The organism is Rhodococcus sp. OS5 (genome assembly GCF_056837585.1).
This window is the reverse complement of record NZ_CM166368.1, coordinates 3,779,672-3,792,421: the sequence shown is the minus strand read 5'-3', so window position 1 is coordinate 3,792,421 and position 12,750 is coordinate 3,779,672. Positions and strand designations below refer to the sequence as shown.

The window sequence follows — 12,750 nt, the reverse complement described above, 5'->3', positions numbered from 1 at the left end:
GTGGTCTGTATTGACCTCGACGGCACCGTTACCGGTTCGTTATCAAACTGGTCTGATTTACCGTAATGCCGTCAGGCGTCGTCGACCGGAGGTTGCGCCTCGATTTGCCAACCTCCACGAATCAAGTGTTCACGCACCCGAGCGACGTCCGATTCGTGCGGAATATCGTCGGTGACCTTGGTGATGAGGACGCCGATGTCGATCGGATCGACCGAACCGGGAAAGTCGATCGGATCGACCGGAAGCGGAAAGCCGGCGACGAGATCGTCAGCAAGAACGGCGATCTCGTCGTCGGACAGTTGTCGCCGGAGCAGGGCCATCAAAGGGACGTAGTCCTGCTCCGGCACACCGTTCGGATACCCGGCACGCAGCCAGCCGAGTATCGAAGCCAGAAGTGGTGGAAGACTCAACGAATCGAGCTTCAGTGGTTGTCGAGATCAGCGAGGGGCCACCCGGCGGCAGCAAGGACGGAGGCAACGCGCGCGATGTCCTCGTCCGAGGGAGTCTGGCTCGTCAGATCGGCGATCTGAGCGCTGATCTCGTCGCTCGAGATCACCTGGTCGCTGTTGACGTCGCTCAGTTCTGCGAGTGCAGCGCCGATGGCAATGTCTCGAATTTGCGCGTCCGAGAGTTTGCGTCGTAGCAATGCGACCAGCGGAATGCGGTCCTTGGGCGGTATGCCTTCGGGGTAGCCGGCGCGAAGCCAGTCAAGAATGGATTGAGGAAGGGATGGAGTCGGTGCAGTCACGGTGATGTCTTTCCGCTCGTGAGGGCGCACGGGATCAGAAGATCTCGATGCCGAATGTGTGGCTGAGGAAGCCCTGCATGATGAAGAGGATTCCGGTGACGATCGCGATGAGCACGACCGCGAAGCACACCACTGCGCCTGCCACGGCCAACGGACTGCGAGCCGCGACGGCAGTGCTCCCGCCGCCACTGCCACGTTGTCCGGCGTCGAGCGACTTCAGGCCGATTGCGAAGATCGCCGGTAGTCCGGCGCCCAGCAGGAGGCCGACCAGTACGACCTGCCAGAGCGAGTCGACGGTGTTTTTCAAGATATCCATGTCGATTCCCTCTTTCAGGCTTTGGCGTCGGTGGTGACGCGGGCGTCCGGACCGGGGACCTCTGCAGGCACCAGGCCGCCGTCCCACTCGGCGTTGACGTTGCTCGGATCGATGGGCTCCTTGCGGGAGCGCAGGTACATCCAACCGGCCAGGGCGATGAGCACGGCGAAGACGACCAGGACACCGGGCAGGCCGCCGACGATGTCGGCCAGTCCCCAGCACAGAGCGCCGACGATCGCAGCGGACGGAAGAGTGATCAACCAGGCGACCGCCATACGTCCGGCTACACCCCAACGAACTTCGGCGCCCTTGCGTCCCAGACCGGTTCCCATGATGGAACCCGTCGCCACATGGGTGGTGGAGAGCGGAAGGCCGAGGTGGCTGGAAGTGAGAATGATTGCAGCAGAGGATGCTTCGGCTGCCATGCCTTGTGGTGCGGCAATCTCGACAAGTCCCTTGCCGAGAGTGCGGATGACTCGCCAACCGCCGAGGTAGGTTCCGGCAGCGATCGCGAGCGCGCAGGTGAGCTTGACCCAGAACGGCATGTCCGCGTCGGCGGAAATGGTTCCGTGGGCTACCAGGGCGAGGAAGATGACGCCCATGGTCTTCTGAGCGTCGTTGGTGCCGTGTGCGAGGGAAACGAGTGAAGCCGAACCGATCTGGCCGAGTCGGAAACCTTTGTCCTTGGTTTCTTCTCCGACGTTGGAGGTGATGCGGTAGATGAGCCAGGTGCCGGCCGCGGCAACCAAGCCGGCCACGACGGGAGCGAGAACTGCGGGGATGACAACCTTGCTGAGGACGCCGCTCCAGGCGACACCGCTCATGCCGAGGGACGCGATGGCGGCGCCGATCAGGCCGCCGAACAGTGCGTGTGAGGAACTCGAGGGGATGCCGAGCAACCACGTTGCCAGGTTCCAGATGATGCCGCCGACAAGGCCGGCGAAGACGATGGTGAGCAGCGCTTGGCCACCCACATTTCCGAGGTTCACCACGCCCTTGGCCACGGTGGCAGCAACCTCTACCGAGAGGAAAGCTCCGACCAGGTTCAAGGAAGCAGACAGAGCGACTGCCACCTTGGGCTTGAGGGCGCCGGTTGCAATCGACGTGGCCATAGCGTTGCCAGTGTCATGAAAACCGTTGGTGAAGTCGAACCCCAGAGCGGTTACGACGACGACGAGGAGAACGATGAGTTCCGCATTCACGAGAAGTCATGTTCCAACACCTCCGGGCCTCAAATCGACCTCAGACGTGGTCGTTCCGCGACATTTCCACCACTCGGCACCTGTTGTTCACCTTCGTCCGGATAATTGTCCGTTTTGAAACTCCTGGGGTAGAGAAAATTCATTCGCGTGCATGGTCGTGGAGGTTGTGGAGGCATACGCCAATTGCCGGACGGACGTATCGGGTTCTGGACTTCCTCGAAATCGGGTAAGGCCAAGCGGCTGCGGAACAACCCACGCGTCACCGTCGTGCCGTGCAACAACCGCGGAAAGGTTGCCGACGGCTCTTCGCCGGTTGCGGGGACCGCTCAGTTGGTGAGCTGTGGAGCTGAATTCGACGAGATCCGCAGCAAAGTGAAAGCGAAATACGGTGTGATGGTGCCTATTTCGAAATCCTTCAACACCCTCGGTCACATCGGTAATGGTCCGTTCCCGGACGGGCGACACCGGCGTGATCATTTCCGTCGATGCGCAGTCGGGATTGCGCATCGGAGTAGCCTGAAAGTATGGAACCCACGACCGGGCGCCTCTGCCTGACGGTTCCACGAATCCTCCGTCAAGGAGCCTCGTCATGGCGCACATCAGCACTCTCGACTACGCAATGGAAGCGCCGCAGCGCCATGTCGGGCAACCTTTCCCGTCGCCGACGCGGACTCCGCGATTCCTGCTTCGTGGGCAAGGTGCCGTCAAGGCATCGGTTGACGGCGCGTGGTTCCCGTGGACCACGAACGTCACGGCGGAGCTTCACGATCTGATATCCGCACTTTCGCTGAGGTTGGGGCCGATCGCGCGGGTTGCGTTCGACTGGAACACGATCAGCAGCGCGCAGCGTCGTATCGACGAGGTCGACGGACTGGAAGTGCGGGGTCCGTACCCTGGCCAGCCCCACGATTTGATGTATCTCGACGATATCTATGGTCGTCAACTCGTTTTGATGATGATTCCGCCGTACACGGATCCGGACCGCGCGTACGAGGTCATGCGGCGGTTGGTGGATCCTGTCCGCAGCGAAACCTATCGGGTGCCGTGAGATCTTTCTGACGTGCGGGGGTCGAATCTCGCGATTCCTGAACATGCGTCCAGTTTGTCTGGTTTGATGGTTCTCGTAACCACGATCTCAGGCGCATTCCTTCAGGTCAGCGCTTGGGCGCGGCAGCTTGACTCCCTGCCGTGTCGTCGGTCCGGCATGTCCACCACCCTCCCACTGTGCGTGAGCGCCGGACCAGAGGAAGCCCCGCCCTCCCCACGGGGGTGGGGCTTCTACTCTGTTCGGGCTGAGCGGCGTTCGCATCGCCGAATCCGCCCGCTTGTTCGGCAGTTCGGGACGCCCTGGCCCGTAGCATCGCCACCGTGAACATTTCCCTACTCGGTGCGGCTGGGCTTCAGGACTGCGCCGACAGTGGAATGGACTGCATGGACGGATTCGAAGCATTCTTTCTTCTGTACGGCGGCGGATTCATTCTCGTCTTGGCCGATGTGGTTTCTGCGTCCGGGCGAGTCGGTGTGTGGCGCGCTGCCGCCTTCTCTGTCGGGATTTGGCTTGTGCCCATCGTCGGGTTGAGTGCATGGTTTGTTTACCGACGCTCTCGCCAAATCTCGAAGACGGTCGGTCCGGATCAAGCCCCCTACTGGACTTGAATGAGACTGACATTTTCACTGAGACCGCACCTAGCCTTGAAACTATGTGGCATCCTGCCGTTCCAGCCAGTTCAAGATCGCTTGGTTGGTCTCTTCGGGTCTTTCTTGTTGGATCCAGTGACCGCAATCGAGATTGACTACTTCCACATTGGGCACGAACTCTGTCAGGTTCTCAGCTCTCGCGATCGCGTCACGGTCGCCGTAGATCATGAGTGTGGGCTGTTGGATGATCGGGTCCACCTCCGCCAGCAGATGCCAGTTGCGGTCAAGGTTCCTGTACCAGTTCACACTGCCCGTGAATCCTGTCGATTCGAAGGCGGAGACGAAAACGGCCAATTCTCTATCGCTCATCAGGGGCTCACCGAGTGGTGTCTCTGCTTTGGCGAGATCGATCAGCGCCATACCCGGCTGAGGTTCCCTGAGGGGTTCGTTCTTCCGGTACAGGTTGCGGAGGAACCGGAAGGTGTTGTCTTCGAACACCGCGTCCGCGACGCCCGGCTGTCGATTGAAATGGACGAAGTAGAAATCACCGCCAAGCACGGCTTCCATGAACTCAATCCACGGCTGCTCTCCGCGATCCTGGTAGGGCAGGCTCAGGTTGATCACTTTGTTTACCCGGTCCGGGTGCAACAGGGTAAGGCCCCACACGACAAAGGCACCCCAATCGTGACCGACAAAGGTGGCATCGTCGTAGCCGTAGTGATCGAGAAGTGCGATGAGATCACCCGCCAAATGTTCGATGTCATAGTCCGTCACTTCGGTCGGACGTGACGAATTGCCGTAGCCGCGTTGGTTCGGGACGATGACGTGGTAGCCCGCCTCGACAAGGGCGGGCACCTGGTATCGCCAGGAATAGGCGTGCTCTGGCCATCCGTGACACAACACGATGGGTTTCCCGGCATTGTGTCGCCCTGCTTCGAAGACTTCGAGTTCCACGCCGTTCACTGGGATGAGGACGGGCCTGGGGAAGTCGGATGGATTCACGGATGCTCCTTTGAGTCGAGTACCGATCTCGTGTCTGGATCGACCGGTTGCTCCGACGATAGGGAGCATCGTGGACACATAAAGTCCTAGATCGCTGGCAATCTGAAGAAATGCGGAACGATCCCACAGGCCGAGCACTGCAACTGCTCTCGCTCCTTCAGACTCATCGCTTCTGGCACTGTGCCGAACTTGCCGCACGACTCGATGTCACGCAGCGGACGGTGCGCCGCGACATCGATCGCCTACGCGACCTCGGCTATCCGGTCGATTCCACGTCCGGAAAATACGGGGGCTACCGACTTGCAACGGGGGCGCACGTGCCGCCCCTGATCCTCGACGATGACGAGTCCGTGGCGGTAGCCGTCGGACTGCGCTACGCCGCCGAGGCCGCCATCGGAGGCATCGAAGAAACGGCGCTGCGCGCGCTGACGAAGATCGAAACACTCCTGCCCCATCGACTACGCCGACGTGTGTCGGCACTGCATTCGAGCGTCAGTTCCATGCGGCGGGCAAATGACGACATCGTCGATCCCGAAGCACTCAGTGTGCTCGCTGCGGCATGTCGCGACCACGAGCACGTTCGTTTCGACTATCGGCGAGGTGATGGCGAGAGCAGCAGACGACTCGTCGAGTCGCACCGCCTTGTCACGGCGGGGCGTCGTTGGTATCTCGTAGCATGGGACCACCATCGTTCGGATTGGCGAACATTTCGACTGGACCGGCTCTCGGAGCCCTGGCTGGCAGGCAGTCATTTCACGCCACGCGAGATCCCGGGCGGTGACGCGGCAGGCTTCGTCGCGAGATCAGTTGGCTCGCCACCCCGTCACCACGATGCAAAACTCGCCATCGAAGCTACGTTCGCCGACCTCGAGGGCGTACTCAGATGGATTGACCACACACCGATCGAGGTGGCAGCGGACCGCTGCCTTGTCGAGATCCGCAGCGAAGATCTCGGCAGGCTCGCCATGACGGTTGCGCGCATTGCGCTCACCGCCCCAGTGGTCGTCATCGAACCAACCGAGCTTGCCGACACCGTCAGTCGGCTCGCCCTTCACCTCAGGGTCTCGCCACCATGACAGTCAGAAGAGGATTGCGCGACAAGACCATTCACGTCCAAGTTGCCGCGGGGACGTGTTCCCTGCGCAGGCCCCTCGTCTATCGAGACACGTATCCGATTCCCTCTAGGCTTGGAGAGTAAGTGACCGATTCGAAATCATCGCCGCCGGCTTCCGTCCACCCCCCGACGTGGAAGTTCGACTACCCGATCATCCACGCCGAGACTCGCGAACAGTGGCGAACTTGGTTGACGGACAATCACACGTCAGGCCGTGGAGTGTGGTTGTGCTCCTGGCGCACCACCACCAGCCGACCACGCTGCCCCTACCCTCAGGCCGTTGAGGAAGCGATCTGCTTTGGGTGGATCGATTCCACTAACACCATCTTCGACGAAGAGCGCAATTTGCAACTGTTCACACCGCGGAGACGCAAGAGTTCCTGGACCCGACTCAACCGCGAACGCGCAGCTGATATGGAGGCGCGTGGCCTCATGACCGCTGCTGGTCGTGGTGCCATTGCTGCCGCGAAATCCACTGGTTGGTGGACGATTCTCGACCAAGTCGAAGACCTCGAGGAACCATCTGACTTGCAGGCGGCGCTGGACCTGGACACGCAAGCGCGAAGTAACTGGGACAGTTTTCCGCCCAGCGCCCGCAAACAGATGCTGTGGTGGATCGTCAGTGCCGCTCGAGACGCAACACGGGCAGGTCGAATCGCCCATATCGTCAACAATGCGGCCATCGGTCAACGTGCCCGCGGCTGATCCGCGATTCGACCGCGTCCGGTATGAAGGCCGGTCATCATCTGTCCGAGGGGTTTCCCTCGGACCGAAACAAGTCCACCCGCCCCGCAGAAGCGGGACGGGTGGACTCGGTACTCGCAGGTCTGACTTACGTCAGGATGCGGATCACACGTCGTAGTAGAGCTCGAACTCGTACGGGTGCGGACGCAGGTTGACCGGAGCGATTTCCTGCTCGCGCTTGAGCGAGATCCAGGTCTCGATAAGGTCGGTGGTGAAGACGCCACCCTCGGTCAGGTACTCGTGATCGGCTTCGAGGCGGTTGATGACCGTCTCGAGGCTGGTCGGAGCCTGCGGGATGTTGCGAGCCTCCTCCGGGGGAAGCTCGTAGAGGTCCTTGTCGACCGGAGCCATCGGCTCGATCTTGTTCTTGATGCCGTCCAGGCCGGCCATCATCTGTGCAGCGAAGTTGAGGTACGGATTACCCGAGGAGTCGGGTGCGCGGAACTCGAGACGCTTTGCCTTCGGGTTGTTGCCCGTGATCGGGATACGGACAGCTGCCGAGCGGTTGCGCTGGCTGTACACGAGGTTGATGGGGGCTTCGTAGCCCGGCACCAGACGGTGGTACGAGTTGATCGTCGGGTTGGTGAAGGCCAACAGCGACGGAGCGTGGTGCAGGATGCCGCCGATGTAGTGGCGAGCCATGTCCGAGAGGCCTGCGTAGCCGGACTCGTCGTGGAAGAGGGGCTTGCCGTCCTTCCACAGGGACTGGTGGACGTGCATGCCCGAGCCGTTGTCACCGAAGAGCGGCTTCGGCATGAAGGTCGCGGACTTGCCGTGCTGCCAGCAGGTGTTCTTGACGATGTACTTGAACAACTGCAGGTCGTCAGCAGCTGCGAGCAGCGTGTTGAACTTGTAGTTGATCTCCTGCTGTCCGCCGGTGCCGACCTCGTGGTGGCCGCGCTCGAGCTCGAAGCCCGCGTTGGTCAGGTTGGTGGAGATTTCGTCGCGCAGGTCCACGTAGTGGTCGTACGGAGCGACGGGGAAGTAGCCACCCTTGGCGCGAACCTTGTAGCCGAGGTTCGGGGAGCCGTCGGCGTTGGTCTCTGCGCCGGTGTTCCAGGAACCGGAGATGGAATCCAATTCGTAGAAAGCGGAGTTCATGCCGGAGTCGTAGCGAACCGAGTCGAAGATGTAGAACTCGGCCTCGGCGCCGAAGAATGCGGTGTCCGCGATGCCGGTGCTGACCAAGTACTCCTCGGCCTTGCGGGCAACGTTGCGCGGGTCGCGGCTGTAGGACTCACGGGTGAACGGGTCGTGCACGAAGAAGTTGATGTTGAGGGTCTTCGCCTTGCGGAAGGGGTCGATCTGCGCCGTGGTGACGTCGGGAAGCAACATCATGTCGGACTCGTGGATCGACTGGAATCCGCGGACCGAAGATCCGTCGAATGCGAGGCCGTCCTCGAACACGTCCTGGTTGAAAGCAGACGCCGGGATCGAGAAGTGCTGCTGGACGCCGGGCAGGTCGCTGAACCGAATGTCGACGTACTCGATGTTCTCGTCCGCGATGTACTTGATGACCTCTTCGGCCGTGGTGAACGCCACGCTTGTGCTCCTTAAGTCGCTTCAGCCAAGTGATGTCGGTTGAATCCGTCGAGGCAGACGGTAGGGAGCTGGTGTTGCCCGCTCGTCAACCCTTTGTTTCGGCAGTGTTACGCGTCGCAGCATCCTGGGGATTTCCGAAGTCCATGTGACCGGCCACACAGTTAAAACCCGGCAAATCTGGACTACGGTGCTGCGACGCCTATCCTGGACAGCATGGCACGTATCACCGGAACTTGGCTCTCTGGGCCGCAAGCAGCTTTGCCGAAGAGCGCGGACGGCCGTGAGCAGTCGTACCGTGGCGAGCTCCTCGGTTTCCCTCAGGAGGGTCCGGGTTCGCTGGTCGGTTCGGGCCGTCGTATCGCGGCACTGTTGGTGGATTGGGTGATGGCTGTGGGAGTGGCCTCGCTCATCACCGGCGACTTCTTCGACGGTATGACCTCGACTGTCACGCTGATGGTGTGGTTCGCAGTCGGCGTCGTCACGGTGGCGCTGTTCAACTTCACACCGGGGCAGTTCGTCCTCGGACTTCAGGTTGCACGAATCGAAGGCCCGATTCGAGTGGGCTTCGTGCGCGCGCTCGGACGTCAGGCACTGCTTGTGTTCGTGATTCCCGCGACCATCACCGACATCGACGGTCGCGGTATGCAGGACCGCGCGACCGGCACTTTGCTCGTGAAATCGCGCTGACACAAATTTCTCGAAGTAAAGAAAGACCCGGGTCCGTGTGGGCCCGGGTCTTTCGTTTTGCTGTGGGGGAGTGTCAGCGACGACGAATGGTTCGCTGCATTCCCTTCATCTTCGCGCCTCCGGGCATCGGGCCCTTGGGAAGCGCTGCTCCGCCGCCGCGTGCGCTCAGTGCAGCGAGGCGACCTTCGATGTTGTCCATGCGCTTGGTGTCGATGTTGCGGGGCAACTTGTTCAAGTAGCGCTGGAGCTGCGAGAGCGGAACCTGGCCCTCGTCGTTGCCGATGATGATGTCGTAGATCGGGGTGTCGCCGATGAGGCGGGCGGTCTTCTTCTTCTCCTGCGCGAGGAGGCCCTTGACGCGTTGCGGCGAACCTTCGGCGACGAGGATGACACCCGGCCGTCCGACGACGCGGTGAACGGCATCGAGTTGGGTAGTGCCGGCGACGGCATTCGTGACGCGCCACGCACCCTGCATGTTGTCGAGCGCCCACGCAGCGGCACCGGCTTGACCTTCAGCCTTCTTGTACACCGATTTCTGGACGCGACGACCGAAGATGATGAAGGCGCCGAGGAGACCGAGAACGATGCCGATCGGCAGCAGGAACCACTGAAGGCCCCAGATGAGGCCGACCAGGAAGAAGACCAGAGCCGCACCGACGAGGGTGCCGATCATCAGCGGCAGGAGGAGCTTGTCGTCCTTGCGCTGCATCTGGAATGCCTGCCAGAGCTGAGTTCTACGTTCCTTGGAAGCCTGCTTGCGGGCAGCCTTCGCTGCAGCCTTTGCCTCTTTGGTGGGTTTGCCCTTACCGGATTTGCTGCCGTTCGCCATGTACTCAGGATACGTCCATTGCTGTGCGCCTTTACTAACCGCCCGCGGTTAATAAAGGCGCACAGCAAAAAGTGGATCAGCGATTCAGGCGCGCCATGAGTGAGCTGGCTTCCTGGGAAGCGTCGCCGCCCTCGGTCAGATGACGCTGCGCCTCGGGAAGTTCGCGGCCGTGATGTGCCATGGCCTGCGCATAGAGGCGGCCGGCGCGGTACGACGAGCGAACCAACGGACCGGCCATGACGCCGGCGAAGCCCATCTCTTCTGCAGCCTTCGAGTGTGCGACGAACTCCTCGGGCTTGACCCACCGCTCGACGGGGTGGTGCCGGGGCGAGGGTCGCAGGTACTGGGTGATGGTGAGGATGTCGCAACCGGCGGCGTGGAGATCTGCCATCGCCTCGGTGACCTCTTCAGGGGTTTCGCCCATGCCGAGGATCAGGTTGGACTTGGTGACCAGTCCGTAGTCGCGTGCTGCGGTGATGACGTCGAGGCTGCGCTGGTACCGGAATGCCGGACGGATCCGCTTGAAGATGCGGGGGACGGTCTCGAGGTTGTGTGCAAGGACCTCGGGGCGTGAGGCGAAGACCTCGTCGAGCAGTTCGGGCTTGCCGTTGAAGTCCGGAACCAGGTTCTCGACGCCGGTGCCCGGGTTGAGTTCGTGGATCTTGCGGACGGTCTCGGCGTAGAGCCAGGCGCCGCCGTCGGGGAGGTCGTCGCGGGCGACGCCGGTGATCGTGGAGTATCGAAGGCCCATGGCCTGAACGCTTTCCGCGACGCGACGGGGCTCGTCGCGGTCGAGGGCTTCGGGCTTGCCGGTGTCGATCTGGCAGAAGTCGCAGCGGCGTGTGCACTGCTCACCGCCGATCAGGAACGTGGCTTCGCGGTCTTCCCAGCACTCGTAGATGTTGGGGCAGCCCGCTTCCTCGCAGACGGTGTGCAAACCTTCACGCTTGACCAGGCCCTTGAGCTCCGTGTACTCGGGGCCCATCTTTGCTCGGGTCTTGATCCAGTTGGGTTTGCGTTCGATGGGCGTCTCCGCGTTTCGGATCTCGAGACGGAGCAGCTTACGTCCTTCTGGGGCGATAGTCACGACAGTGATCCTACGCCCGGTGATTACTGCAACGGGGTTCGGGCGAGCCCGTCAGCTGTACTGAACGGTAGTAAAAGTCGGAGTAGGCGAGGCGCTTTCGAAGGTGACGCGCTCGACGTTCCGTTCGGTGACGGGCATGGTTCCGTCGAGAGCAGCGATCACTGCCTCGGTCACAGCGGGAGTGACTTCGTCCACGGTGACGTCGCGACCGAGTTCATGCGACAGCGTCGTGACCCCGGCGTCACGGATGCCGCAGGGAATGATGTTGTCGAATCCGGTCAGGACCGAATTGCAGTTCAGGGAGAAGCCGTGCAGTGCCACGCCCCGTTGGACGCGCACTCCGATGGCAGAAACCTTGCGCTCGGGCTTCCATTGCCCGTTTGCGAGTTCGGCAGGCAGCCAGACGCCGGAGCGGCCGTCGATGCGCCCGCAGTTCAGGCCGAGGTCCGTGCACACCGTGATCAGTGCTTCCTCGATGCGTCGGACATACCGCACCACGTCGATGGGCTCGGCCAGTTTCACGATCGGATATCCCACCAGCTGGCCGGGGCCGTGCCAGGTGATCTTCCCGCCGCGGTCGACGTCGATGACAGGCGTGCCGTCGACGGGACGATCTTCGGGTTCCGTGCGTCGTCCTGCCGTGTACACCGGCGGGTGTTCGAGGAGCAGTAGCGTGTCCGGTCCGATGTCGTCCGCCCGCGCAGCCGCGAGCTCACGCTGGCGGTCCCACGCGGCGTTGTAGTCGATCGAACCGAGTTGCTCGACGGCGATCGGCAGTTTCGAGAACCGGGCGGAAACGGCAGCGCTGCTCATGGACGTAGAGATTACGCCCGACTTCGGAATCAACCGAGTGCGGCCGCCAGCGCTTCGCCGATCGTGTTGTGGCGGAAAGAGAATCCCGCCTTTTCCAAAGCTGCGGGAATGGCGCGCTGGCCACCGAGGATGCCGCTCTTGGCGAATTCTCCGATCAACGCTTCGAGTGCGAACCCGGGAACGATCCAGGGAGCCGGGCGGTGGACCGCACGGGACATGGCGTCATTGAACTGGGCATTGGTGACAGGGGCCGGACCGGTCAGGTTGACGGGACCGGAGAGTTCGGAATTCGTGAGCGCGAACTTGATCGCGTCGCACTCGTCCTCGAGTGAGATCCACGGAAAGTACTGGCGACCGTTGCCCAGTCGCCCGCCGAGGCCGAACGAATAAAGGCGCCGAAGCCGACCGAGCATGCCCCCATGAGGTGAAATCACGACGCCGGACCGCAGATTGACGACGCGGGCGCCCGCCGCACGCGCCGGTTCGGTGGCAAGTTCCCAATCGCGACACGTCGTGGCGAGAAAGTCTGTGCCTGCCGGCGAATCCTCGTCGACGATCTTGTCGCCGGTGTCGCCGTAATAGCCGACGGCGCTCGCGTTGGCGAGGACGGGAACCTTCTGACTCGCGACCGCTTCGGCCAAGACGTCGGTCGCGACGATGCGGCTGTCACGGATCGCTTGCTTGTAGGAACCCGACCACCGTTTGTCGCCGATGCCGACGCCGCAGAGGTTCACGACGGCGTCGGCGCCCTGCAGGACGGAGAGGTCCAGACGGTCGTGGTCCGGGTCCCAACGCGATTCGTCGGGGCCGGCGGTCGAGCGTCGCACCAGACGCACCACGTCGTGGTTGTCGGAGCGCAACGATGACACCAAGGCCGTTCCGATCAAACCGGACGAGCCGGCGATGACTACTCGCATTCGGAAAGCCTCCTTCGATTCAGCGTGCTTCGATATCCGAACGTATATCTCCGACCGTACTGAAAAAGCCGGGGCGCCACCTCCTGATGGAGATGACGCCCCGGCCGGCCG

15 protein-coding genes are annotated in these 12,750 nt (G+C 62.0%); 5 read left to right on the top strand and 10 right to left on the bottom strand.

Annotated elements, in window-relative coordinates; translation table 11 throughout:
* Positions 1-71: 71 nt before the first annotated feature.
* The 4 genes from ACVZUB_RS17550 to ACVZUB_RS17535 are packed head-to-tail and all read right to left on the bottom strand — an operon-like array spanning position 72 to position 2,266.
* Complete coding sequence (locus ACVZUB_RS17550; protein WP_003941618.1) at positions 72-410, bottom strand: DUF3349 domain-containing protein; 339 nt, start codon at positions 408-410, stop codon at positions 72-74.
* Between the two features lie 11 nt (positions 411-421).
* Entirely contained in the window at positions 422-748 is a 327-nt protein-coding gene (locus ACVZUB_RS17545) for a DUF3349 domain-containing protein (RefSeq protein ID WP_003941653.1), read from the bottom strand.
* 34 nt (positions 749-782) lie between these two features.
* Entirely contained in the window at positions 783-1,064 is a 282-nt protein-coding gene (locus tag ACVZUB_RS17540; protein WP_003941641.1) for a hypothetical protein, read from the bottom strand.
* A gap of 14 nt (positions 1,065-1,078) precedes the next feature.
* A complete protein-coding gene (locus ACVZUB_RS17535; protein WP_007735433.1) occupies positions 1,079-2,266 on the bottom strand; it encodes an inorganic phosphate transporter in 1,188 nt (395 codons plus the stop codon).
* Positions 2,267-2,855: 589 nt separating this feature from the next.
* On the opposite strand from ACVZUB_RS17535, the gene ACVZUB_RS17530 reads away from it, so the two are divergent.
* Entirely contained in the window at positions 2,856-3,314 is a 459-nt protein-coding gene (locus ACVZUB_RS17530) for a DUF5994 family protein (RefSeq protein WP_204856018.1), read from the top strand.
* Positions 3,315-3,634: 320 nt separating this feature from the next.
* The gene (locus ACVZUB_RS17525; protein ID WP_341514394.1) at positions 3,635-3,922 is read left to right on the top strand and encodes a hypothetical protein; all 288 of its coding nucleotides are present in this window, start codon (positions 3,635-3,637) and stop codon (positions 3,920-3,922) included.
* A 42-nt stretch (positions 3,923-3,964) separates the two neighbouring features.
* On the opposite strand, the gene ACVZUB_RS17520 is transcribed toward ACVZUB_RS17525, so the two are convergent.
* Complete coding sequence (locus ACVZUB_RS17520; protein ID WP_042445952.1) at positions 3,965-4,906, bottom strand: alpha/beta fold hydrolase; 942 nt, start codon at positions 4,904-4,906, stop codon at positions 3,965-3,967.
* A 110-nt stretch (positions 4,907-5,016) separates the two neighbouring features.
* On the opposite strand from ACVZUB_RS17520, the gene ACVZUB_RS17515 reads away from it, so the two are divergent.
* Both ACVZUB_RS17515 and ACVZUB_RS17510 read left to right on the top strand, forming a co-directional pair.
* A complete protein-coding gene (locus tag ACVZUB_RS17515) occupies positions 5,017-5,982 on the top strand; it encodes a helix-turn-helix transcriptional regulator (protein WP_007735427.1) in 966 nt (321 codons plus the stop codon).
* Between the two features lie 122 nt (positions 5,983-6,104).
* Positions 6,105-6,725, top strand: coding sequence for a YdeI/OmpD-associated family protein (locus tag ACVZUB_RS17510; protein ID WP_063316166.1), 621 nt, complete (start codon positions 6,105-6,107; stop codon positions 6,723-6,725).
* 144 nt (positions 6,726-6,869) lie between these two features.
* Here the strand turns inward: ACVZUB_RS17510 and glnA are convergent, their stop codons facing one another.
* A complete protein-coding gene (glnA, locus tag ACVZUB_RS17505) occupies positions 6,870-8,306 on the bottom strand; it encodes a type I glutamate--ammonia ligase (RefSeq protein WP_003941609.1) in 1,437 nt (478 codons plus the stop codon).
* 213 nt (positions 8,307-8,519) lie between these two features.
* Between glnA and ACVZUB_RS17500 the strand changes: the two genes are divergently transcribed.
* Positions 8,520-8,993: an RDD family protein gene (locus tag ACVZUB_RS17500; protein WP_003941579.1), complete on the top strand. Its 474-nt coding sequence runs from the start codon at positions 8,520-8,522 to the stop codon at positions 8,991-8,993.
* A 73-nt stretch (positions 8,994-9,066) separates the two neighbouring features.
* On the opposite strand, the gene ACVZUB_RS17495 is transcribed toward ACVZUB_RS17500, so the two are convergent.
* The 4 genes from ACVZUB_RS17495 to ACVZUB_RS17480 all read right to left on the bottom strand — a co-directional run bounded on the left by ACVZUB_RS17495 (position 9,067) and on the right by ACVZUB_RS17480 (position 12,639).
* Positions 9,067-9,822 carry a DUF4191 domain-containing protein gene (locus ACVZUB_RS17495; protein WP_003941625.1) on the bottom strand — a complete coding sequence of 252 codons (756 nt, stop codon included), beginning with the start codon at positions 9,820-9,822 and terminating at the stop codon, positions 9,067-9,069.
* 76 nt (positions 9,823-9,898) lie between these two features.
* Positions 9,899-10,909, bottom strand: a complete 1,011-nt coding sequence (lipA, locus tag ACVZUB_RS17490) for a lipoyl synthase (protein WP_003941610.1) — start codon at positions 10,907-10,909, stop codon at positions 9,899-9,901.
* Between the two features lie 51 nt (positions 10,910-10,960).
* On the bottom strand, positions 10,961-11,722 hold the full coding sequence (gene lipB / locus ACVZUB_RS17485; RefSeq protein ID WP_003941602.1) for a lipoyl(octanoyl) transferase LipB: 762 nt from the start codon (positions 11,720-11,722) through the stop codon (positions 10,961-10,963).
* Positions 11,723-11,751: 29 nt separating this feature from the next.
* Positions 11,752-12,639, bottom strand: coding sequence for a TIGR01777 family oxidoreductase (locus ACVZUB_RS17480; protein ID WP_003941584.1), 888 nt, complete (start codon positions 12,637-12,639; stop codon positions 11,752-11,754).
* Positions 12,640-12,750 lie beyond the last annotated feature (111 nt).

Bases quoted from the DNA above. Each gene is read 5' to 3' on its own strand.
- ACVZUB_RS17530 (WP_204856018.1), top strand. From the start codon at position 2,856: ATGGCGCACATCAGCACTCTCGACTACGCAATGGAAGCGCCGCAGCGC.
- lipB (WP_003941602.1), bottom strand. From the start codon at position 11,722: ATGAGCAGCGCTGCCGTTTCCGCCCGGTTCTCGAAACTGCCGATCGCC.
- ACVZUB_RS17540 (WP_003941641.1), bottom strand. From the start codon at position 1,064: ATGGATATCTTGAAAAACACCGTCGACTCGCTCTGGCAGGTCGTACTG.
- ACVZUB_RS17515 (WP_007735427.1), top strand. From the start codon at position 5,017: ATGCGGAACGATCCCACAGGCCGAGCACTGCAACTGCTCTCGCTCCTT.
- ACVZUB_RS17500 (WP_003941579.1), top strand. From the start codon at position 8,520: ATGGCACGTATCACCGGAACTTGGCTCTCTGGGCCGCAAGCAGCTTTG.
- ACVZUB_RS17495 (WP_003941625.1), bottom strand. From the start codon at position 9,822: ATGGCGAACGGCAGCAAATCCGGTAAGGGCAAACCCACCAAAGAGGCA.
- ACVZUB_RS17480 (WP_003941584.1), bottom strand. From the start codon at position 12,639: ATGCGAGTAGTCATCGCCGGCTCGTCCGGTTTGATCGGAACGGCCTTG.